We start from the raw sequence: 19,962 nt of genomic DNA on the forward strand, positions 1-19,962 counted from the left end.
TATCGTCTGCTCTTTCAGGTATGCGGCGAATAAGAACTTCACCTAATTCGGTTGGGAAACTTTTAAACTTTTCTGTTTTCAAAATTTTTAGTTCATCTTCATCAACAAATCTTGCTGATATCTCTAAACGAGAACCACCTCAAGTATGACACATCATAGGGGCAATTAAAATATGTTTGAGTTGGTTTTCTTGCATATAATTAACAAGTCTTTCGTCTAATTGTATATTTGTCATTTGATTTCTCTCCTTTATATTTGATAATCTTATTATTACCGAATAATTAGAAAAGTTCTGTAATAAAGTCACAGAAGAGAGTCATATTGCAAATAATTTTTTCCGAAGAGTATTCCAGCTAAAAAGAGAGATGCTCCTAGACCAGAGTAAAATACTGCAATAAAGCGTTCAGGAGCAATTCCAGAAGAACGAAGCCAAATACCTCCTGTCATCATAAAAGCCATAATAAAAAAAGACTTTATATCAAAAAAATGTAGAAAGAATTGTTTTGTTTCTGTATAACTTGCAATTCTTCGAGTATGTTTTTTTACTAATTTCCCAAATATAAAATATTGAAAAATTGAAAATACAATTATAGAACAACTTAAATTTATCAAAGATATATAGTTTTCATAAGATGAAATTCCAATACGCAATATATTAAATCCAGCAATTCCCCAAACAATACAAGCAATTAGCAATAGAGTTTTTTTGTTTACTTTCATAGATAAATCTCCTTTCTTGAACAATGTTCAGTTTGGTGTATAAAAAACGTCCATATATGGACATTTATTTTAATTATAAATAGTTCTTTGAATAACTTCTAGAAGAACAGAAGCATCATAATCTTGTTTCATTAGAGAGGAAACGATAAAGGAAAATACAAAGTTTACAAATCTTTCAGGAGTAAACAGTTCGTTGAAACAATCTTGTCGAACATTTTTATCGTGAGTAAGAATATAGCAAAGTTGTTTTTGAATATGTTCTAGAGATTGTTGCATTAGTTGTTGCCCTTTTAATTTATCTTTTTCCAAAAAGCTTACAGAATGAAGAGTAAAAAAATCAGGATAAATATTGTTCCCATATTCCATTCTTGTATAAATCCATTGAATGCAATGGATAAAATCGTTAAAAATAGTTTCATCTTTTGGAAAATGAAAAATGCTACACCAAACACTCTCTATAGTAGCTCCAATTAAATCTGATTTGGAATGAAAATAATTATAAATAGAGCCCACAGAAACATTGCAAGCGGAAGCAACAGAACGTATATTAACAGCATTCCACCCACTTTTTCTGATTAAGTCTTTGCTTACTTTTAAAATTTCTTCTCTAGATGTAATAACATGATTCATAGTCATTTTCCTTTCACTTGAACAATGTTCAGTTTAATAAAAATAAAATGTTTTGTCAATAAAAAAGAGAACATTTCAATCATTTATAAATAAAAGAAATGTTCTCAAATTCTTTATTCTATTGTAGGAACAGTTTGTGCATTAAATGCTTTTTTTACAGCGTAGACAATAGAACAAAGTGCCATAACAACAACAGCGACAACAACCCATCCAAGACCAAGGGAATATAATGGAAGAGAGTGACAAAGCTTATTGATGAAGCCAAATTTTACACCGACCTTTTCAAGAGCATAGATGACACTGGTTATTCCAACAAATCCGATTGTGCAAGGATAAATATACGGGTTACGTTTTAACCATGTATCACAAAGTCCAAGTACAATTAACATAATTGAGATTGGATAAATTGCATCTAACACAGGTACAGAAATACTTAAAATCATGTTTAATCCTTGATTGCATACAATAAATGAAAATCCAACAATAGTACACACCCATTGACGATAAGAAAACTTAGTTGTTAGGGTTGAAAAATATTGTGAAATCGAAGTGATAAGACCAACACAAGTTGTTAAACATGCCAATGTAAAAATTGTAGCTAAAAGGATTGCACCTGTATCACCAAAAAGTTCGTGGACAATACAACGAAGTGTCCAAGCACCATTTTCTTGGATTTCAAAAACACCAGAAGAACTCATTCCCATGTAGGCAAGCATTAAATATACGGTTGCTAAAATTGTTCCTGCAAAAATACCAGTTGTAATAGTATAATGCATGACACTTTTTTTCTCTTTTACACCAAAACTTCGGATCGTTGTTGCAATTACAAGTCCAAAATTTAGTGCTGCAATAGTGTCCATTGTTAAGTATCCTTCTAAAAATCCTTTTACCATTGGATTTGCATGGTAACTTTCTTGTGCAGGTGCAACATTAACAGTTCCCTTAAATAAAAAGGTGAAAAATAGAAAGAGTAATAAACAAAGTAAGGAAGGTGTTAACACTTTTCCGATACGTTCAACCAACTTGTTAGGTGTCATTGCTAGCCAACCAGCGATTAAAAAGAATACAAATGAAAATGCAAGCATGGCTAGTGTCAAGTTTGTTCCTTTTGGCAGGTAAGGTGATACAGCCATTTCAAAAGGAAGAGAAGCAGCACGAGGAATACCAAGTCCAGGTCCAATAGATAGATAAATTAAAATCGTAAATACGATAGCAAATTTAGGATTTACTTTTCGAGAAAGTTTTTCCAATCCATTAAAACGTGCTACAACAATAACTCCTAAAACAGGGAGAGCAACTGCGGTAATTAAGAAAGTTAAAATTGCTAATGGGGTGAGTTTTCCAGCATTTTGCCCTAAAAATGGTGGGAAAATCAAATTTCCTGCTCCAAAAAACAGTGAAAACAACATAAAACTTACGAGTAAAACTTGTCTTTTTTTCAATTTCATCGTTAAATCCTCCTCAAAATAAAATAATTGCATTTGATACAATCTTCGTTATGACGGGGAGCGTAATTAATTGTGTTTCCACTGATAATTGAGTATAAAAAAAATCGTCCTATAAAAAGGACGATTGTTAATCGTGGTACCACCTTAATTCCCAAGTCTAAACTCAGCTCATATCACATCATCTAATGCGTGTCACCTATAACGGGGCTTAACTCCGGCTTGCTTACTTATGTTCAGCGTGCTTCTCAAAGATGATTTCATCATTCAGGTTCATTAGTAACTCACACCAACCGTTACCTCTCTGAAAATCCACTGAAGATTACTTGTTCTTATCGACGAATTTATAATATGAGTGTATTATATTGGATTTGTTAGAAAATTGCAAGTGTTTTTTGGAAAAATTTTAAATATCTATTTAAAAATAATTATGATACAGTTTATATGATGTCTGATCAATAAAAAATACTATAGGTATTGCCAACAAAAGGTGTTATACTGTACAAAGAAATGAAAAGGAGAGGACAAAAAAATGAAACAAAAGAAAAGGAACGTGTCCAATTGTGAAAGTTGTATGAACTATGAATATGATGAAGAATACGAGTATTATGTTTGTACAAAAAATTTAGATGAAGATGAAATGTATCGATTTGTTAAGGGAGAATTTAGAGATTGTCCTTATTATCAGTTCGGTGATGAATATAGAATTGTTAGAAAACAGATGTAAAAAGTCAATTTGGGGACATAGCAAAAGTTAAAAAGGCTACGTCCCCAAATTACTATTTTATCTCATAATAATATTTTCCTTTTTCGTCGATACCGTAAAAATCAGCAAAAGAAAGATGAAAACTATCTTTGGTAAAGTGAGAAAGTTCTATTTCGTTTTTTATTAGATATTGGTAAATACCAGCATAGTCAATACAACCTTGAAGTAAGATACTATCTAGTTTTCCATTTCGAATAATGGCACGTTTATAGTTTCCTTTATCTTCTTGTTCTAAGACAGTATCTCCTTCTTCTACAACTCCACGACCAAGAGAAAGTGTAACAAGACCATAAAAATTCATCGTGTTTTTCATGGCATAACTGTCTGTATAATGAGTTTCTATTCCACACATATTAAGTCCTGCCACTTGTCCTTGCTTCATTGCATTTGGCCAAATTCCTGATAATCCAGTGACATCTCCAGCAGAGTAAATATCATCACAGTTTGTTTTCATTGTGTCATCAACTTGAATAAAACGGTCAATATGTATTTTAGAATTTTCTGCGCATGCAACAGCAGGACGGACTCCAGTAGCCAAGACAATTAAATCACAGTTGATTTTTGTACCATCATCAAGAATCACAGCATCGATATAACCGTTACTGTTCATGTGTGTATCACAAGCCTTTTTCCCGAAAATAAATTTACAACCGTGCTCTTCAAAAAGTTTTTGGTATGGTTTTCCAGCAGTTTCATTTAATTGGATTGGGAGAATTCTATCTGCCATTTCAATTACGGTTACTTTTTTTCCTTGTTCTAAAAATGCATATGCAGCGTCCATTCCTACAAGCCCTGAACCAACGATCAGAATGTGGTTTGCAAGGTCAGCCAATGGTCGGATTTGTTGAGCATCTGATAAATGGCGAAGTCCAAATACATTTTTAGCTTCTCGAAATTGTGCGATTGGGGGAATAAAACTATTAGCCCCTGTTGCAATCAGTAATTTGTCGAAGAGATAATCTTCTTGATTTGAGAGGCAGACTTTTTTTACGTCTACATCAATTTTCTCTACAGTTACACCTTTTACCCAGTGAATATTGTTGGCGGTAAAGAAATCTTTATCTATAAAAGAAAGTGTTTCCTCATTACGCTCATGACTTAAATAGCGATGTAACATGCAACGAGAATGCACAAATTCATCTGTAGAAATCATCGTGATCTCAGCGTCTTTATCTGTTTTTAAAATAGTTTGGGCAGCGGTAATTCCAGCAGGCCCTACGCCGATAATAACATATCTCATAGTGTTACCTCCTCTACATAAATTGCATTTTTAGGACAGGCTTTTACACAGTTTGGTTCGCTGTTGTCTTGTAAACAAAAATCACATTTGATTACTTTTGTGTGCGTGGCAGTATCTGCCTTTAAAACGCCGTATGGGCAGTTCATTACACACATAAAACAAGAACCACATTTTTTTTCATCATAAGAAACAATTCCGGTTTTTGTATCTTTTGTTAAAGCGCCACTCATGCAAGACATGACACATTCAGGTAAATCACAGTGTCGACAAAAGATAGGTCGATAACTACCATCGGGCATTTTTTCAATATGATTGCGAGATTCATTATGAATATCAGTTAAATCTAAATCATAAATTGTACCAGGGGTTTCACGGTGTGCTTGCATACAGGCAACCGTACAGTTTTTACAGCCATCGCATTTGGAGGCATTAATCATAATCCGTTTCATAGATATCCCTCCTATATATGTAAATGATTACGTTTTTCCTCAATAATCTTCTCTAAAATAGTAGCGGTTTCTTGTGCATCTCCGTTGATGATAACCTGTCCACCAGTTAATTCTTTCATGTCTTCTGTCATAACTTTCACGGCAGTTTTGCTTCCTGTGATAAAAGGAGGCAATCCTAAATGAAGAGGAAGTCCAAGTGCAAGACCAAAACATCCGTCTGCAAGAGCTTGTTCTTCAAGCCATTGCGCAGCAGAAAGTACAAGAGGAAGCTCAGGAAGATCCACACCGAGTTCTCTTGCAATTTCTGTAGCAACAATTTCTAGTCGTCCAATTGCAAGACAAGGGCCAAAGTTTAATACAGGAGGAATATTTAATTTTTCACATACTGCACGAAGTTTAGGACCAGCTAATTTTGCTGCTTCAGGTGTCATTAAACCACAATTTTCGATTCCACCTGAAGAACATCCAGCTGTGAGAACGAGAATATCTTTTGCAATTAATTCTTTTGTTAGTTCAACACTCAAAACATCATGTCCGCCAGCAGTTAAGTTTGAACATCCTACTACACCTGCGATTCCCTTAATTTCTCCAGATACAATTAATTCAATAAGTGGAGTCCACTTTCCACCGAGAAAATCTTTTAAAGATCCCTCACTAACGCCTGTTAATGTACAGTCATTTCCATGGTCTTCGAAAAGATTCATAGGAACTACACCACGACGTTCTTTGTAAGCGGCAATTATTTTATCGATAATGATTTCACTTTGCTCTTCCCGGTTTTCAAAAGAAAATTGCATAAGTTCTGCATTTGCTTTTTTGGCAACATCATCAAGGCAAATTTGTTTGATTTTTAATTCATCACAAATTGGTTCAATTCCTGGAAGAGTACAATTAAATTCAGAAAGAACAACATCGATTGCACCAGTTGCAAGAATTGCTTCACTTGTATAGTTGTTTCCAGCATGTCCGTCAAATACTTCTGTGTAATGAGCACCACGAAGTTGTAAATCTTGTCCTACACAAGTACAACCAACTAGCTTAAATCCTTTTGCACCAACGGCCTGTGCTTTAGCTTTCGCTTCATCAGAAATAAGACGTTCTTGTAAATCAACAAAAATGGTATGTTGATGTCCTGTAATCATAATATTAATGTAATCAGGATCAATGACGCGAAGCCCAACAGGAGCAAGGCGAAGCTCTGGTTGTCCTAAAAGTACATCGTTTAACAGGTTTGTTAATGTTAAACCGTAAACACCTGTAGAAATACCTAATTTCAAACAATCCGTAAGCATATCTACAGGATCGGAATTTAAGTTTGTTGAGCATTTTACTACACCCTTAAATACTTCTGCTTTTGCACCACCTGGCATAATTCCAAGTTCTTTCCAACGCTTTACACGAGGAGCATAAGCAATTTTTTCAACAAGATTTGCAGAAACATATTCCGGTTTATAAAGATCTTCGAGAACTGCATCAGCTACTTTTTCTGCTTTTGTGTAGATATCTTCATCGGTAATACCAAAAATTTCTGCAAGATGATCAAGAGATTGGAGCCCTTTTAATTCACCTTTTGTTTGAGCAGTTTTTTTCAGGTTTAAAGCAGTATTTTCTACAATATGGATGTAGCAACCACTTCCTGATGCAACTGCACGTAAGAAGTTGCGAGTAACAATTGTGTCAGCATTTGCACCACAAATTCCTCGAGGAGCATTTGGGGTAATACGACAAGGCCCATTGGAACAAAGTCGACAACAGACGCCTTGTAATCCAAAGCCACATTTTGTACTTTGTCCTTCTACACGATGATGGGAAGTTTCCATCGGAAGTGAACGGATATAATTTTCTAAAGGTTTATCTGCACTTTTACAAGTGTTGCAACCGTAACATTGATTCATTTTAAATCCTCCTTATGTTATAAAACTCTACTAAATTAGTATAGATTTGGGTAAAAATTTTATTTACGGAATAATTCTGCCAAATTTTTTTTCTGTAATTCTTGTAGAAGAATATGTTGGATTCGACAAAATTCATGATGTACGAGGCAAGGCGTAGATTGCGTGTTCATGGAACAGTGGTAATCTTTTTTCATACATTCTAATATGAGGATATCAGGATCAATAATAGAGCAAACATCATAAATTGAAATGTTTTGCAAAGGTTTATTGAGCGCATATCCTCCATTTGCACCACGAAGACTTTTTAGAAGACCGCCTTTTTCTAGTTTTCTAGTAATTTTATATGCCATTGCAGAGGAAAGATTTTCCGTTGTGCAAATAGTAGATACGTTAACAAAGTCGCCTGAAGATAACGCACGCATAATTCGAATGGCATAGTCACATTCTTTCGTAAATAACATAAATACCTCCTTGATAAATTAAATATATAATACTATACCGAAATAGTCAAGAATCGTTTTGCACATATTTTATAAGAGAAAAGATTTCAACTTTGCACAATTAGCAAAAAAGGGGTATAATACAAAAAGAAGCAATAGTCAACAGAAAGGAGATCATTAAAATGAAAGTTGCGGTAACTTATGAAAATGGACAGGTGTTTCAACATTTTGGACACACAGAACAGTTTAAAGTATATGAAGTAGAGAATGGACAGGTTTCTAATTCTAAAGTAGTAGATACAAATGGAAGTGGGCATGGTGCCTTGGCAGAAATTTTGAAAAATTTAGAAGTGGATGTGCTAATCTGTGGAGGAATCGGTGCAGGAGCACAGCAGGCTTTAACTGAAGCTGGAATCCATTTTTACGGTGGAGTAGCAGGAAGCGCAGATGATGCGATACAAGCATTTTTGAATGAGACACTTTCCTATAATCCAGATGTAAGATGTAGTCATCACGATGAACATGAGCATGGAAAATGTGGTGAACATGGTTGTGGGGAAGGACACTGTTCCCACTAAAAAGATGAAAATATTAAATATTACAGCGCAAAAGCCTCATAGTACGGGCAGTGGCACATATTTAACAGAATTGGTGCAAAATTGGAATGCACAGGGACATGAGCAGGCGGTCATCACAGGAATTTATGCAGATGACCGCCTATATTTTCCAAAGGAAATAAAAGTATATCCTATTTATTATAAATCTAAAGCATTACCGTTTCCTATATTTGGAATGTCAGATGAAATGCCTTATGAAAGTATGAAATACAGCGATATGGATGAGAAAATATTACAAAAATTTTCACAAATATTTCGAGAAAAAATAGAGTTAGCGATGCGGGAAATGAAACCAGATGTTATTGTATGTCATCATTTATATTTACTTACAGCCCTTGTAAGAGAATGGTATCCTGATAAAAAAATATACGGCATCTGTCATGGTTCGGATTTAAGACAATTTTTGAAGAATACGTTAAAAAGAGAGTGGATTCGAGAAAAGATAGGAAAGTTAAATGGTGTGATTGTTTTGCATGAGCAACAAAAACAACTTGTACAAGAAATATTTCAAATACAGCAGGATAAGATTTATATTGTAGGAGTTGGATATAATCAATCAATTTTTTGGAAAAGAAAGGAAAAAAAGACAAATAAAAAACAGATTGTCTTTGCTGGAAAAGTAACAGAAAAGAAAGGCATTTTCAGTCTCTTGCATGCTTTGGAAAAATTGTCGTATAACGAAAATGAGTTGGCAATTAAGATTGCTGGTGGAATAGGTACAGAAAAAGAGTTTAGAAAAATTCGAGAGTTAGCAGAAAAAAGTAGATATCCGATTACTTTTTTGGGAATTTTAAATCAAGAGGAATTAGCAAAACTATTTAGCAAAAGTGATGTTTTTGTTTTGCCTTCTTTTTATGAAGGATTACCGTTGGTTCTTTTAGAGGCAATGGCTTGTGGATGCAAAATTGTTTGCTCAAATCTTTTTGGGGTAAAACAATGGATTGCAGAAAATGTGCAAGGAGAGGAAGTAGAGTTCATAAAGCTTCCTTCCATGAAAAATACGGATGAACCAGTTGAAGAAGAACTTCCACAATTTGAAACTAGATTAGCTGAAGGAATTTATAAAAAATTGGAACAATATAGGGAAGAAAAGCCAGATTTATCTAGGGTTTCATGGGAAGGAATAAGTTTACGAATTTTAGAAGTATTTACAGAATAGAAGGAGAAAGAGATGTTTATCGATATGCACATGCATGAATGCACATATTCAAAAGATAGTTATTTAAAACTTGCGGATATGGTGGAAATAGCGAAAAGGCGTGGATTAGATGGGATTTGTATTACAGATCATGACGATATGGGGTTAAAGAAATATGCAGAAGAATATGCTAAGAAAGTGAACTTTCCAATTTTTGTTGGAATTGAATTTTTTTCTTTGCAAGGAGATATTGTCGCATTTGGTATAGAAGAATATCCAAAAGAAAGGGTAAGCGCACAAGAATTTATTGATTTGGTAAAAAAACAGGGTGGAATCTGTTTTAGTGCTCATCCATTTCGAAATAATAACAGAGGGTTAGGAGAATATTTAAGGTTAGTACATGGATTAGATGGGGTGGAAGTTTTAAATGGGAGTACATTGCCTGAAGCGAATAAGAAAGCAGCAGATTATGCAAAAGAGCTAGGGGTTATTACGGTTGGTGCAAGTGATTGTCATATTATTGAAAAAATTGGATTTTTTGCAACGTATTTTCCAGAAAATGTGCAAACAATGGAAGAATTTCTTCAGGTATTTAAAAGTGGAAATTGTAAACCGGCATATTATACAGAGGAAGGGTATCAAATATGGGATATGGAAACACCTATTCATAAACCGTATTTGCTTAAAAATTAGTAAGGTGTTCTTATGAAAATCTTTAGATTTTTAACAGTTCTTTAGTTTTTTTGTCACAGTTTTTACATAAATATCTTCTATAATAAAAATATCAAAGAAGACAACGGTTATATTTAAAAGAGTTATTTATGGCTGTTGGACTTCGACTAACAATTACGTTTTTTAAACGTTTATATATATCATAAATTTTCTCCTTTCGACCGACAGAGTACTGTCGGTTGTTTTGATATAAGGCGTGTTTAAAGGGGAATATTGTACATTGTGATTTTAGAAAAATTTTAAATTTGTTATAGTAATGTTATAATAAGTAATAGATCTGTAGATAAGGGAGAATTAAATGATAAATAAAAAGAAGGAAAAATTGGAAAAACTAGGAATAGAAGTGGGAAAGGGAATAGAGGAACTAGGTGAAGAAGTGTATTTATTAGAATTATCTGCTTTTGTAAAAAGTATGGATTTTATGAAAATAGGACGAGCAGTGTCAGCTAAGCAATGGCCTCTTGCAATGATTACTTTAAGAAGAATGATGCAAAAAGGAAAAGAACTGAAAATCAAAAATATGGAAATGGTTTTTCTACGTTTGAGAAAAGAAATTGGTGAAAAAAATGGGGTAGCAGTAAAAAATACATTAGCGTTGTTAACACAAAAACGTGTACAAATGATAAAGATTTTGCAGGAAGAGGGATAGAGGAGATGTTTAAAGCATCTCCTCAAGTACTTTTACAAGCATTTCTAATCCTTTTTTATCCTCTTCATCAAACCTTGAAAAAATTGGACTATCAATATCAAGTACTCCAATAATTTTATCATCTGCATGAATTGGAATAACAATTTCTGAATTGGATGCACTGTCACAGGCAATGTGACCTGGAAAATCGTGTACGTTTTCTACAAGGATTGTTTTATTTTGGGCAACAGCAGTTCCACAAACTCCATTCCCTATTTTGATTTCTATACAAGCTGGTTTCCCTTGAAATGTACCAAGTACAAGTTGGTTTTCTTTTATGAAATAAAATCCAACCCAGTTAATATCGGTGAGAGCCTGATTTAAAAGAGCTGAGGCGTTAGAAAAATTAGCAAGCACATGTGGTACACCGTCTGTTAGAGCGATGAGTTGTGTTTTAAGTAAAGAATAAAGTTTCTTTTTTTCTGTTGGATAAGTTATATTAACGTGTTTCATTCTATTGACCTCCGTATTCTAATAGTGATTGTGCAATATAAAAGCACAGTTACACTTAGCAAATATTATATCATATTTAGTAAGATTTCTTAAAAAATTTTGATTTGAGAACGTTGTTATCTATAAAAAATAATGTTAAAATGGCAGAGAGGTAAAAAACATGAGAAAAAAAGCATTAGCATTAGAAGTAATTGAACGGTTAAAAAAGGAATATCCAGTTGCAGAATGCACTTTAGATTATGATGAGGCATGGAAATTACTTGTGGGAGTTCGTTTGGCAGCTCAGTGTACTGATGAGCGTGTGAATATTGTAGTAGAAAAACTATATAAGAAGTTTCCAGATGTAGAAGCTTTAGCCAATGCACCGGTTGAGGAAATTGAAGAAATTGTAAGACCGTGTGGACTTGGAAAAAGTAAGGCAAGGGATATAAGTGCTTGTATGAAAATTTTACATGAGAAATATGAGGATCAGATTCCAACGACCTTTGATGAGATTTTAGCACTTCCAGGAGTAGGAAGAAAAAGTGCGAATCTAATTATGGGTGATGTTTTTGGTAAACCAGCAATTGTAACAGACACACACTGTATACGTTTGGTAAATCGTATTGGATTAGTAAAGGGAATTAAAGAGCCTAAGAAAGTGGAGATGGAATTATGGAAAATCATACCACCAGAAGAGGGAAGTGATTTTTGCCATCGCCTTGTATTTCATGGGAGAGAAGTATGTACAGCAAGGACAAAACCGTATTGTGACAGATGTTGTTTAGCCGATATCTGTGCAAAAAAGATATGATAAGAGTAGAATGAAGGAGAAATAAAATGAACGAAAAAGTATTAGCAACTGTTGCAGGAGAGAAAATTACAGAAGAAGAATTACAGGCATTTTTAAATAATGTTCCAAGAGAACAGCAGCCATATATTAATAATCCAAAATTTAGAGAACAATGTTTGGAACAATTAATTTCTTTACATTTATTTGCACAAATGGGAGAAGAAATGAAATTAGAGGAAACAGAAGAATTTCAACAGATTCTTAAAAACGCGAAAAAAGATATTTTAGCACAGTTAGCAATGCGTGAGACAATGAAAGATGTGGAAGTGTCTGAAGAAGAAGTGCGTGCATATTATGATGCAAATAGTCAACAGTTTAAAAAAGGTGCTACAGTAAATGCAAAACATATTTTGACAGACTCAGAAGAAAAATGCCAAGAAATTTTGGAATCTATTTTAAGTGGTGAAAAAACATTTGAAGATTCTGCGAAAGAGTTTTCTACTTGTCCTTCAAGCGCAAGAGGTGGAGATCTCGGTCAGTTTGGTAGAGGACAAATGGTAAAAGAATTTGAAGATGTAGCCTTTACAGCAGAGATTGGAGAGGTAAAAGGACCTGTAAAAACACAGTTTGGTTATCATTTGATTAAAGTAGAAGATAGAAACGAAGAATCAATAGCTTCTTTTGATGAAGTAAAGGCAGTGATTCAAAGAAATCTTGTACAACAGAAACAAAATGCAAAATATATGGAACAGGTAGATGTATTAAAAGAAAAGTATTTAGAAAAATAGGAAAAAGAAAACGATGCGAGAAACGGTATTATTAATTAATTTTCAAGATGCGAAACAATTACGCGAGATTAAAATGATGCTTCTCTCTATGAAAATCAAAATGAAAATGGTTGAGAAGAAGGACTATTTACAGAAAATTGGTTATTTAGCAGGTATGAAAGAAATAGAATCTACAGAAGAAGTATATGTAGGAGAAGACTTAGAAAAAGAAATGATGATTTTTTCTAATTTACGAGAGTCACAATTGGAACAGATTTTATATCGCATGAGAAAGAATGGAATAAGAAAAGTAGACTATAAAGCAGTGCTTACAGATACAAATAAAGAGTGGACAATTCCTGAACTATATAAGGAACTTGCTGGAGAACACGAAAAAATGCAAAAAAATAATGTACAATAATAACATTTTATATTATAATAGATAGGTGGCAAAGACATACTATATTATTTTATAAAAAAGAAAAGGGATAAAAATGGAAAGAAAAGTAGGAACAATTTCAAGAGGAGTTCGTTGTCCAATCATTAGAGAAGGCGACAATTTAGCGGACATCGTGGTAAATAGCGTATTAGATGCGGCAAGCAGTGAAGGATTTGAATTAAGAGATAAAGATGTAATCTCACTTACAGAATCGATTGTTGCAAGAGCACAGGGTAATTACGCTCCAATTAGTGCAATTGCAAGTGATGTAAAAGCAAAATTAGGCGGAGAAACGATTGGAATTATTTTTCCGATTTTATCAAGAAATAGATTTTCTATCTGCTTAAAGGGAATGGCTATGGGAGCAAAAAAAGTTGTTCTTATGCTTAGTTATCCAAGTGATGAAGTTGGGAATGAACTTGTGTCGCTTGATAAATTAGATGAGGCAGGAATCAATCCATACAGTGACGTATTAACTTTAGAAAAATATAGAGAATTGTTTGGAGAGAACAAACATCAATTTACAGGTGTAGATTATGTAGAATATTATGGGGAACTTATTCGTGAAGCAGGAGCAGAAGTAGAAATTATTTTTGCAAACAATCCAAAAGTGATTCTTGATTATACAAAGAATGTAATTCACTGTGATATCCATACAAGAGCAAGAACACAAAGAATCTTAAAGGCAAATGGTGCTGAAAGAGTATTTGGTATGGATGAAATTTTAAATGCATCTGTTGATGGAAGTGGATTCAATGAAAAATATGGTTTGTTAGGTTCTAATAAATCTACAGAAGAAAGTGTAAAACTTTTCCCAAGAGAATGTTTTGGATTAGTTGAAGAAATTCAGAAAAGTATTTTAGAAAAAACAGGAAAACACGTTGAAGTTATGGTTTATGGAGATGGTGCTTTTAAAGATCCTCAAGGGAAAATTTGGGAACTTGCGGATCCAGTTGTTTCTCCAGCGTTTACAGAAGGACTTCGTGGAACACCAAATGAAGTGAAGTTGAAATATTTAGCAGATAATGATTTCAAAGATTTGAGTGGAGAAGCTTTAAAAGAAGCTATTTCTAAACGTATTAAAGAAAAAGATGATAATCTTGTAGGAAACATGGTTTCTCAAGGAACAACACCTAGACAACTTACAGATTTGATTGGTTCTTTATGTGACCTTACAAGTGGTTCTGGAGATAAAGGTACTCCAGTTGTACTTGTACAGGGATATTTTGATAACTATACAAATTAATAAAAGAGCATAGACTCAACAAATTATGGCTCTAAGTCAATAGTTGGAGGGAGGATTTTTGAATCTCCACCATCATTGGCTTAGAGCTATTTTAATAAATATTGAGGATATAATTTAGTAGAGAATGAGTGATATTTTAAAATGTATTATACGCAATGTAGCAGTCACATTTTGATAAAAGATAATATATTGAAGCATAATATAAACTATGTTATGATGACCTCAGATAGAACATAAAACGGACAAGAACAAAGATAAAGGAGGGTAAGATATGGTAAATGAAATAATGAAACATATTACAATGTATGATGAGAAAGTTGGACAAGCTATTCAAGCAGAATGTAATAGGCAACGCAGGAATTTGGAACTTATTGCGTCTGAAAATATTGTTTCTAAAGAAGTAATGATGACCATGGGAACGGTATTGACAAACAAATATGCAGAAGGTTATTCTGGAAAAAGATATTATGGTGGGTGTGAACAAGTAGATGTAATTGAAACGATTGCTATTGAACGTGCGAAGAAACTATTTGATTGCGACTATGCTAATGTACAACCTCATTCAGGAGCACAGGCAAATATGGCAGTTTTGATTGCAATGTTGAAACCTGGAGATACGATTATGGGAATGAATTTGGAACATGGTGGACATTTGACTCATGGAAGTCCAGTGAATTTTTCGGGAATGTATTTTCATATTGTTCCATACGGAGTAAATGCGGAGGGATTTATTGATTATGATGAAGTGGAAAGACTTGCTTTAGAGGCAAAGCCAAAATTGATTATTGCTGGTGCGAGTGCTTATGCAAGGAAAATTGATTTTAAAAGATTTCGTGAGATTGCTGACAAAGTTGGTGCATACTTAATGGTAGATATGGCGCATATTGCGGGGCTTGTAGCAACTGGGTTACACCAAAGTCCTATGCCATATGCAGATGTAGTGACAACAACAACTCATAAGACTTTGCGTGGACCAAGAGGTGGAATGATTTTAGCGAACAAAGATGCTGCAGAAAAATTTTGTTTAAATAAGGCTGTTTTTCCAGGAACGCAAGGTGGTCCGTTAGAACACGTTATTGCAGCAAAGGCAGTAGCCTTTGGGGAAGCATTACAACCAGAATTTAAGAAATATCAAGAACAAGTAGTAAAAAATGCAAAAGTTTTGTCAGAAGCATTACAGAGAAAAGGCTTTGATATTTTGACAGGAGGAACAGATAATCATCTTATGTTACTCGATTTAAGAAATTTGGAGTTATCTGGAAAAGAGTTACAGAGACGTTGTGATGAAGTATATATTACATTGAATAAGAATACAGTTCCAAATGATCCTAGAAGTCCTTTTGTCACTTCTGGAGTTCGTATTGGAACACCTGCAGTTACTTCTAGGGGAATGAAAGAAGACGATATGGAAAAAATTGCGGAACTAATTTGGCTTACAGCTATGGATTTTGAAGAAAAAGCGGATGAGATTCGCAAAGAAGTAGAGAAACTTTGCGAAAAATATCCGATTTATGAATAAAAGCATACGGGGGATAGCAATTGCTATCCCCTCAATTCTTGTAAAAGCTCAATATCTTCTGGTTTGATTTTTAAATTAGATGAATAAGATTTTCCGTCAGGCGTGGTAACAGTTATTTCAATTAAAGTTCCTTCGGAAAGAGCATTTTTTGAAATTGCTTTTAGAAAATGTGGAAATTTAGGGTGATTTTTTGAAAATTTCCCCCATGCATTTTTATATTTTAAAATTGACATTGGAGTTATCATATAAATATTCCTTTCGTAAATTTATAATAAAAGTGTTTTTAGTTTTTCTGAATCTATGTTATGATATATGGCGTCGCCAATCATAAGGTTAGGGCCTTTTTTGCATTGTTTCATACAAGGCTTAGTAGTTAATTTATATCTTCCGTCTTTTGTTACTTGTCCAGGGCGGATTTGTAAAAGTGTCTGAATTTCAGAAAGTAATTTTTGTGCGTTTTTTGAAGAACAAGAAGCACCTGAACAGACAATAATCTCTGTCTGAAATTTTTCATTAGTTAAACTTGGATATATGGAAATGATTTTATCAATAATGATTGTACTCATTTTCATAATTTCACTGATTCGTGTTTTTGCATCAGCTGGAATACAACCGAAAATTTCTTGTGTTTCCTTTAAAAATTGTACAAGTGTTTCTTGATCATTGGTTACTTGTAATGATTGATAATATCTTGCGGTTTCTTCAAAGAGCAAGAGGTTATCTTCTATATTATTTGTCATAATTTATAATCCCTTCTAAAAGAATTTTAATCATAATGAATAATCATACTATGAGAAAAAAGTTTATGCAAGGGAAAATATGAGAAAAGGAGAGATGTTGGACATGAATAAAACTCAAAATGTAATGGGAACAAAACCAGTGTTTCCTCTTTTGATGTCAATGGCCATTCCGCCGATGGTATCAATGTTGATTCAATCTATGTATAATGTTGTAGATAGTATTTTTGTTGCACAACTTGGGGAAGATGCCTTGACTGCAGTTTCTCTTGCTTTTCCACTTCAAAATCTTGTGCTATCTGCGGCCGTAGGAATGGGAATAGGATTGAATGCGGGAATAGCGAGAAATATTGGTGCGGGAAAACAAGATATGGTAAACAAAACTGCTACACATGGAATAGTTTTTACAGCAATTCATACGATTATCTTTATTTTAATTGGATTGTTTGGAGTTAAACCATTTTTCCGTTTTTTTACAGATGATCCGACGGTTTTTCGATGGGGATGTCAATATACGTATATTGTTATCTGTCTTTCTTTTGGATGTTTGTTCCATATCGCTATCGAAAAAATGTTTCAAGCAACTGGTAAAATGGTTATGCCAATGATTATACAAGCAGTTGGAGCAATTATTAATATTATTTTAGATCCGATTTTAATTTTTGGATTATTTGGTTTTCCAGCATTAAAAATACAAGGGGCAGCAATTGCAACTGTTGTTGGACAAATATCTGCTTGTGTGTTATCTATTATTTTCTTTTGTAAGAATAGTGGAGGAATTTATTTGAAATTTAAAAATTTCAAATTTGATAGACAGATTACAAAGCAGTTATATATGGTAGCGATTCCATCTGGTATTATGACTTCTATGCCATCTATTCTTGTTGGTGTTTTAAATGGGATTATTTCAGCGGTATCGGGAACAGCAGTTGCAGTTTTGGGAATTTATTTTAAGTTGCAAACATTCGTATATATGCCTGCTAATGGAGTGATTCAGGGAATGAGACCATTGATTAGTTATAATTATGGAGCAGGTTTACATCACCGCTTAAGGCAGGTGTTGAAAGTAAGTGTTATGGTGTCGGGAACGATTATGATATTTGGAACAATATTGTTTGTTGGCATTCCAGAACAAATTTTAGCGATGTTTAATGCGAATGCAGAGATGATGAGAATGGGTGTGCAAACACTTCGCATTATAGGACTTGGATTTATTGTATCTACAATTGGTATAGTGTATTCGGGTGTGTTTGAATCATTAGGGAGAGGGATAGAATCGTTAATGATTTCATTGCTTCGTCAATTAGTTATTATTGTACCATTATCCATAGTTTTCTTAAAATCATTTGGTATTGCAGGTGTATGGGCAACGTTTCCAATAGCGGAGACTGTATCTGCAATTATTGCTATTTTTTTATTAAAACGAACAATGAAAAAAATGTCAATTAATTTCATAGATCAATCAGAAAAAGTGGGACGTAGTTAAAAGACTATGTCCCATTTTAGTTTATGGAGTTGAAAAATATTTTTGTGTGATTATTTCTATAGGCATTTCTTTTCCTGTCCATAGTTTAAAAGCTTCTGCGCCTTGAAACAATAACATAGAAAGACCGTTAAGTGTGTGGCATCCACATTCTCTTGCTAAGTGAAGGAGCTTTGTTTCCCGTGGATTATAGATCACATCAGAAACAATTAAATCTTTGTGGAAGATTTTACTGTCAGTAATAATGGAGGCATCTGTATGTGGAGCCATACCAACAGAGGTTCCGTTTGTTAATAAGGTGCTTTCGGAAATTTCCCGTTTGAGTATTTTTTCATCGGAATAGTCGTATAAGTGAATTTGGCAATCAGATACAGTCTTTAATTTTTCGATTACTTTTTCCATTCGAGTAAAAGAGGCACTTCTATGGTTAAAAACAGAAATTTCTTTTACACCATCAAGGGCAGCCTGCACAAGTATAGCAGTAGATGCTCCGCCGGCCCCAAGAAGTGTCATTTTTTTGCCAATAATAGTATGACCAGCCCTTTTTAACGATTGCATATATCCTATACCATCTGTGGTATGTCCGATAAGAATACCATTATCGTTTACGACTGTATTCACAGATCCACTGATTTTAGCAGCGGGAGATAATTTGTCACATAATTTACACATTTCATTTTTATTTGGCATGGTTAGATTAAAACCTCGCACATTTAATGCTCGTAAACCGTTTACTGCTGTTTCTAGTTTATCTGTGGTGACATCGAATGCGAGGTAAATATAATTTAATCCTAATTGACGAAAGGATTCGTTATGCATAAATGGTGAAATGCTATGAGCAACAGGGTTTCCAAGCAGACCAGTTAAAATAGTGTGTCCATCAATTTCTTTATTCATTATAAAATCCTCCTGTATTTTTATAGACTAAAACCCTTTTGGGAAGAAGTCAAGAAAATCCTTTTTATAAAGGGGAAAAGTGTGGTAATATAAATATAATTTAGTTTTTTTGGAGGAATTATATGGAGAGTGTGAGGGTGAGAGACATTGTTATAGGGAAGGGCAAGCCTAAGATTGTCGTGCCAATTATAGCAAAAAGTGAGAGGGAAATAGAAGAACAATTACAGAAGATTGTGCAAAGGGAAATAGATATAGTAGAATGGCGTGGAGATTGGTTTGAAGGTATTTTTGATTGTAAAAGGGTAGAAGATATACTGAGATGGATGAGAAGCTATGTAGGAGAAATCCCTATTCTATTTACTTTTCGCACAGCTAAAGAGGGTGGGGAAAAGGAAATTTCCCAAGAAACATACAACAAAATAAATATAAATATATCTAAGATGCAATTGGTAGATTTGATTGATGTAGAAGGATTTGGGTTTTCAGATGCAGAATGGCTTATTAAACAGTTAAAACAGCAAAACATAAAAGTCATTATTTCACATCACAATTTTGAAAAAACTTTACCTAAAAATGAAATGATAAAAAAATTATGTAAAATGCAAGAGATGGGTGCAGATATTATCAAAATGGCGATGTTACCGAAATCGACAAAGGATGTATTAGAGTTATTAGATGCAACAGAAGAAATGAATAGATTATATGCAAAACAACCAGTTGTGACAATGTCCATGACAGAAAAGGGATTGATAAGTCGGTTGGCAGGGGAATTTTTCGGATCAGCATTGACTTTTGGAGCAGTTGGTAAAACATCTGCACCGGGGCAAATTGATGTGGGAGAATTAAATTTTATATTGACAACGATACATAATCAGTTAAGATAGAGAAA

The 19,962-nt window shown here is 33.8% G+C and carries 23 protein-coding genes and 1 other annotated feature; of the genes, 12 read left to right on the forward strand and 11 right to left on the reverse strand.

What is annotated here, in order from left to right; all coding sequences use genetic code 11:
* Nucleotides 1–303: 303 nt before the first annotated feature.
* From ACY2U7_RS03650 to brnQ, 3 genes are all read right to left on the reverse strand, one after another.
* Nucleotides 304–720, reverse strand: a complete 417-nt coding sequence (locus tag ACY2U7_RS03650; RefSeq protein WP_461815911.1) for a hypothetical protein — start codon at nt 718–720, stop codon at nt 304–306.
* 69 nt (nt 721–789) lie between these two features.
* Nucleotides 790–1,350 (reverse strand): TetR/AcrR family transcriptional regulator, encoded by a 561-nt coding sequence (locus ACY2U7_RS03655; protein ID WP_461813091.1) that lies wholly within the window; start codon nt 1,348–1,350, stop codon nt 790–792.
* A gap of 113 nt (nt 1,351–1,463) precedes the next feature.
* On the reverse strand, nt 1,464–2,798 hold the full coding sequence (gene brnQ / locus ACY2U7_RS03660) for a branched-chain amino acid transport system II carrier protein (RefSeq protein ID WP_461813092.1): 1,335 nt from the start codon (nt 2,796–2,798) through the stop codon (nt 1,464–1,466).
* 113 nt (nt 2,799–2,911) lie between these two features.
* Nucleotides 2,912–3,143: a binding site (T-box leader), on the reverse strand.
* A 184-nt stretch (nt 3,144–3,327) separates the two neighbouring features.
* Here brnQ and ACY2U7_RS03665 point away from each other — a divergent pair.
* Entirely contained in the window at nt 3,328–3,522 is a 195-nt protein-coding gene (locus ACY2U7_RS03665) for a DUF6472 family protein (protein ID WP_461813093.1), read from the forward strand.
* A 52-nt stretch (nt 3,523–3,574) separates the two neighbouring features.
* On the opposite strand, the gene ACY2U7_RS03670 is transcribed toward ACY2U7_RS03665, so the two are convergent.
* Genes ACY2U7_RS03670 through ACY2U7_RS03685 form a run of 4 tightly spaced genes read right to left on the reverse strand, consistent with a single transcriptional unit; the run spans nt 3,575 to nt 7,606 of the window.
* Nucleotides 3,575–4,801, reverse strand: a complete 1,227-nt coding sequence (locus tag ACY2U7_RS03670; RefSeq protein ID WP_461815912.1) for an NAD(P)/FAD-dependent oxidoreductase — start codon at nt 4,799–4,801, stop codon at nt 3,575–3,577.
* Nucleotides 4,798–5,250 (reverse strand): 4Fe-4S dicluster domain-containing protein, encoded by a 453-nt coding sequence (locus tag ACY2U7_RS03675; protein ID WP_461813095.1) that lies wholly within the window; start codon nt 5,248–5,250, stop codon nt 4,798–4,800. Before ACY2U7_RS03675 ends, ACY2U7_RS03670 begins: the two co-directional genes overlap by 4 nt.
* A gap of 11 nt (nt 5,251–5,261) precedes the next feature.
* Nucleotides 5,262–7,145: an anaerobic carbon-monoxide dehydrogenase catalytic subunit gene (gene cooS / locus ACY2U7_RS03680; protein WP_461813096.1), complete on the reverse strand. Its 1,884-nt coding sequence runs from the start codon at nt 7,143–7,145 to the stop codon at nt 5,262–5,264.
* Nucleotides 7,146–7,204: 59 nt separating this feature from the next.
* Nucleotides 7,205–7,606, reverse strand: a complete 402-nt coding sequence (locus ACY2U7_RS03685; RefSeq protein WP_461813097.1) for an RrF2 family transcriptional regulator — start codon at nt 7,604–7,606, stop codon at nt 7,205–7,207.
* 161 nt (nt 7,607–7,767) lie between these two features.
* On the opposite strand from ACY2U7_RS03685, the gene ACY2U7_RS03690 reads away from it, so the two are divergent.
* The 4 genes from ACY2U7_RS03690 to ACY2U7_RS03705 all read left to right on the forward strand — a co-directional run bounded on the left by ACY2U7_RS03690 (nt 7,768) and on the right by ACY2U7_RS03705 (nt 10,721).
* Nucleotides 7,768–8,163: a NifB/NifX family molybdenum-iron cluster-binding protein gene (locus ACY2U7_RS03690; protein ID WP_461813098.1), complete on the forward strand. Its 396-nt coding sequence runs from the start codon at nt 7,768–7,770 to the stop codon at nt 8,161–8,163.
* Nucleotides 8,114–9,361 (forward strand): glycosyltransferase family 4 protein, encoded by a 1,248-nt coding sequence (locus tag ACY2U7_RS03695; protein ID WP_461815913.1) that lies wholly within the window; start codon nt 8,114–8,116, stop codon nt 9,359–9,361. Before ACY2U7_RS03690 ends, ACY2U7_RS03695 begins: the two co-directional genes overlap by 50 nt.
* A gap of 12 nt (nt 9,362–9,373) precedes the next feature.
* Entirely contained in the window at nt 9,374–10,033 is a 660-nt protein-coding gene (locus ACY2U7_RS03700; protein WP_461815914.1) for a PHP domain-containing protein, read from the forward strand.
* 337 nt (nt 10,034–10,370) lie between these two features.
* On the forward strand, nt 10,371–10,721 hold the full coding sequence (locus tag ACY2U7_RS03705; RefSeq protein ID WP_461813100.1) for a hypothetical protein: 351 nt from the start codon (nt 10,371–10,373) through the stop codon (nt 10,719–10,721).
* Nucleotides 10,722–10,730: 9 nt separating this feature from the next.
* Here the strand turns inward: ACY2U7_RS03705 and msrC are convergent, their stop codons facing one another.
* On the reverse strand, nt 10,731–11,213 hold the full coding sequence (gene msrC, locus ACY2U7_RS03710; RefSeq protein ID WP_461815915.1) for a free L-methionine (R)-S-oxide reductase MsrC: 483 nt from the start codon (nt 11,211–11,213) through the stop codon (nt 10,731–10,733).
* 160 nt (nt 11,214–11,373) lie between these two features.
* On the opposite strand from msrC, the gene ACY2U7_RS03715 reads away from it, so the two are divergent.
* The 5 genes from ACY2U7_RS03715 to glyA all read left to right on the forward strand — a co-directional run bounded on the left by ACY2U7_RS03715 (nt 11,374) and on the right by glyA (nt 15,956).
* Nucleotides 11,374–12,006, forward strand: a complete 633-nt coding sequence (locus tag ACY2U7_RS03715) for an endonuclease III domain-containing protein (protein ID WP_461813102.1) — start codon at nt 11,374–11,376, stop codon at nt 12,004–12,006.
* A gap of 26 nt (nt 12,007–12,032) precedes the next feature.
* On the forward strand, nt 12,033–12,773 hold the full coding sequence (locus ACY2U7_RS03720) for a peptidylprolyl isomerase (RefSeq protein ID WP_461813103.1): 741 nt from the start codon (nt 12,033–12,035) through the stop codon (nt 12,771–12,773).
* Nucleotides 12,774–12,786: 13 nt separating this feature from the next.
* Complete coding sequence (locus ACY2U7_RS03725; protein ID WP_461813104.1) at nt 12,787–13,173, forward strand: DUF3783 domain-containing protein; 387 nt, start codon at nt 12,787–12,789, stop codon at nt 13,171–13,173.
* Between the two features lie 73 nt (nt 13,174–13,246).
* Nucleotides 13,247–14,437 (forward strand): coenzyme F420-0:L-glutamate ligase, encoded by a 1,191-nt coding sequence (locus ACY2U7_RS03730; RefSeq protein ID WP_461813105.1) that lies wholly within the window; start codon nt 13,247–13,249, stop codon nt 14,435–14,437.
* A 271-nt stretch (nt 14,438–14,708) separates the two neighbouring features.
* Complete coding sequence (glyA, locus tag ACY2U7_RS03735; RefSeq protein ID WP_461813106.1) at nt 14,709–15,956, forward strand: serine hydroxymethyltransferase; 1,248 nt, start codon at nt 14,709–14,711, stop codon at nt 15,954–15,956.
* A gap of 23 nt (nt 15,957–15,979) precedes the next feature.
* On the opposite strand, the gene ACY2U7_RS03740 is transcribed toward glyA, so the two are convergent.
* On the reverse strand, nt 15,980–16,189 hold the full coding sequence (locus ACY2U7_RS03740) for a hypothetical protein (protein WP_461815916.1): 210 nt from the start codon (nt 16,187–16,189) through the stop codon (nt 15,980–15,982).
* Between the two features lie 33 nt (nt 16,190–16,222).
* Nucleotides 16,223–16,696, reverse strand: a complete 474-nt coding sequence (locus ACY2U7_RS03745) for an NADH-quinone oxidoreductase subunit NuoE family protein (protein ID WP_461813108.1) — start codon at nt 16,694–16,696, stop codon at nt 16,223–16,225.
* A gap of 103 nt (nt 16,697–16,799) precedes the next feature.
* Here ACY2U7_RS03745 and ACY2U7_RS03750 point away from each other — a divergent pair, with 103 nt between their 5' ends.
* The gene (locus tag ACY2U7_RS03750; RefSeq protein WP_461815917.1) at nt 16,800–18,179 is read left to right on the forward strand and encodes an MATE family efflux transporter; all 1,380 of its coding nucleotides are present in this window, start codon (nt 16,800–16,802) and stop codon (nt 18,177–18,179) included.
* A 21-nt stretch (nt 18,180–18,200) separates the two neighbouring features.
* Here ACY2U7_RS03750 and ACY2U7_RS03755 read toward each other — a convergent pair whose 3' ends face one another.
* Nucleotides 18,201–19,073 carry a shikimate dehydrogenase gene (locus tag ACY2U7_RS03755; protein ID WP_461815918.1) on the reverse strand — a complete coding sequence of 291 codons (873 nt, stop codon included), beginning with the start codon at nt 19,071–19,073 and terminating at the stop codon, nt 18,201–18,203.
* Nucleotides 19,074–19,195: 122 nt separating this feature from the next.
* On the opposite strand from ACY2U7_RS03755, the gene aroD reads away from it, so the two are divergent.
* Entirely contained in the window at nt 19,196–19,957 is a 762-nt protein-coding gene (gene aroD, locus ACY2U7_RS03760) for a type I 3-dehydroquinate dehydratase (protein ID WP_461813111.1), read from the forward strand.
* The last annotated feature ends 5 nt before the right edge of the window (nt 19,958–19,962 follow it).

The sequence above is a fragment of the Faecalimonas sp. genome, from assembly GCA_029264305.1.
Classification (GTDB): Bacteria; Bacillota; Clostridia; order Lachnospirales; family Lachnospiraceae; genus Faecalimonas.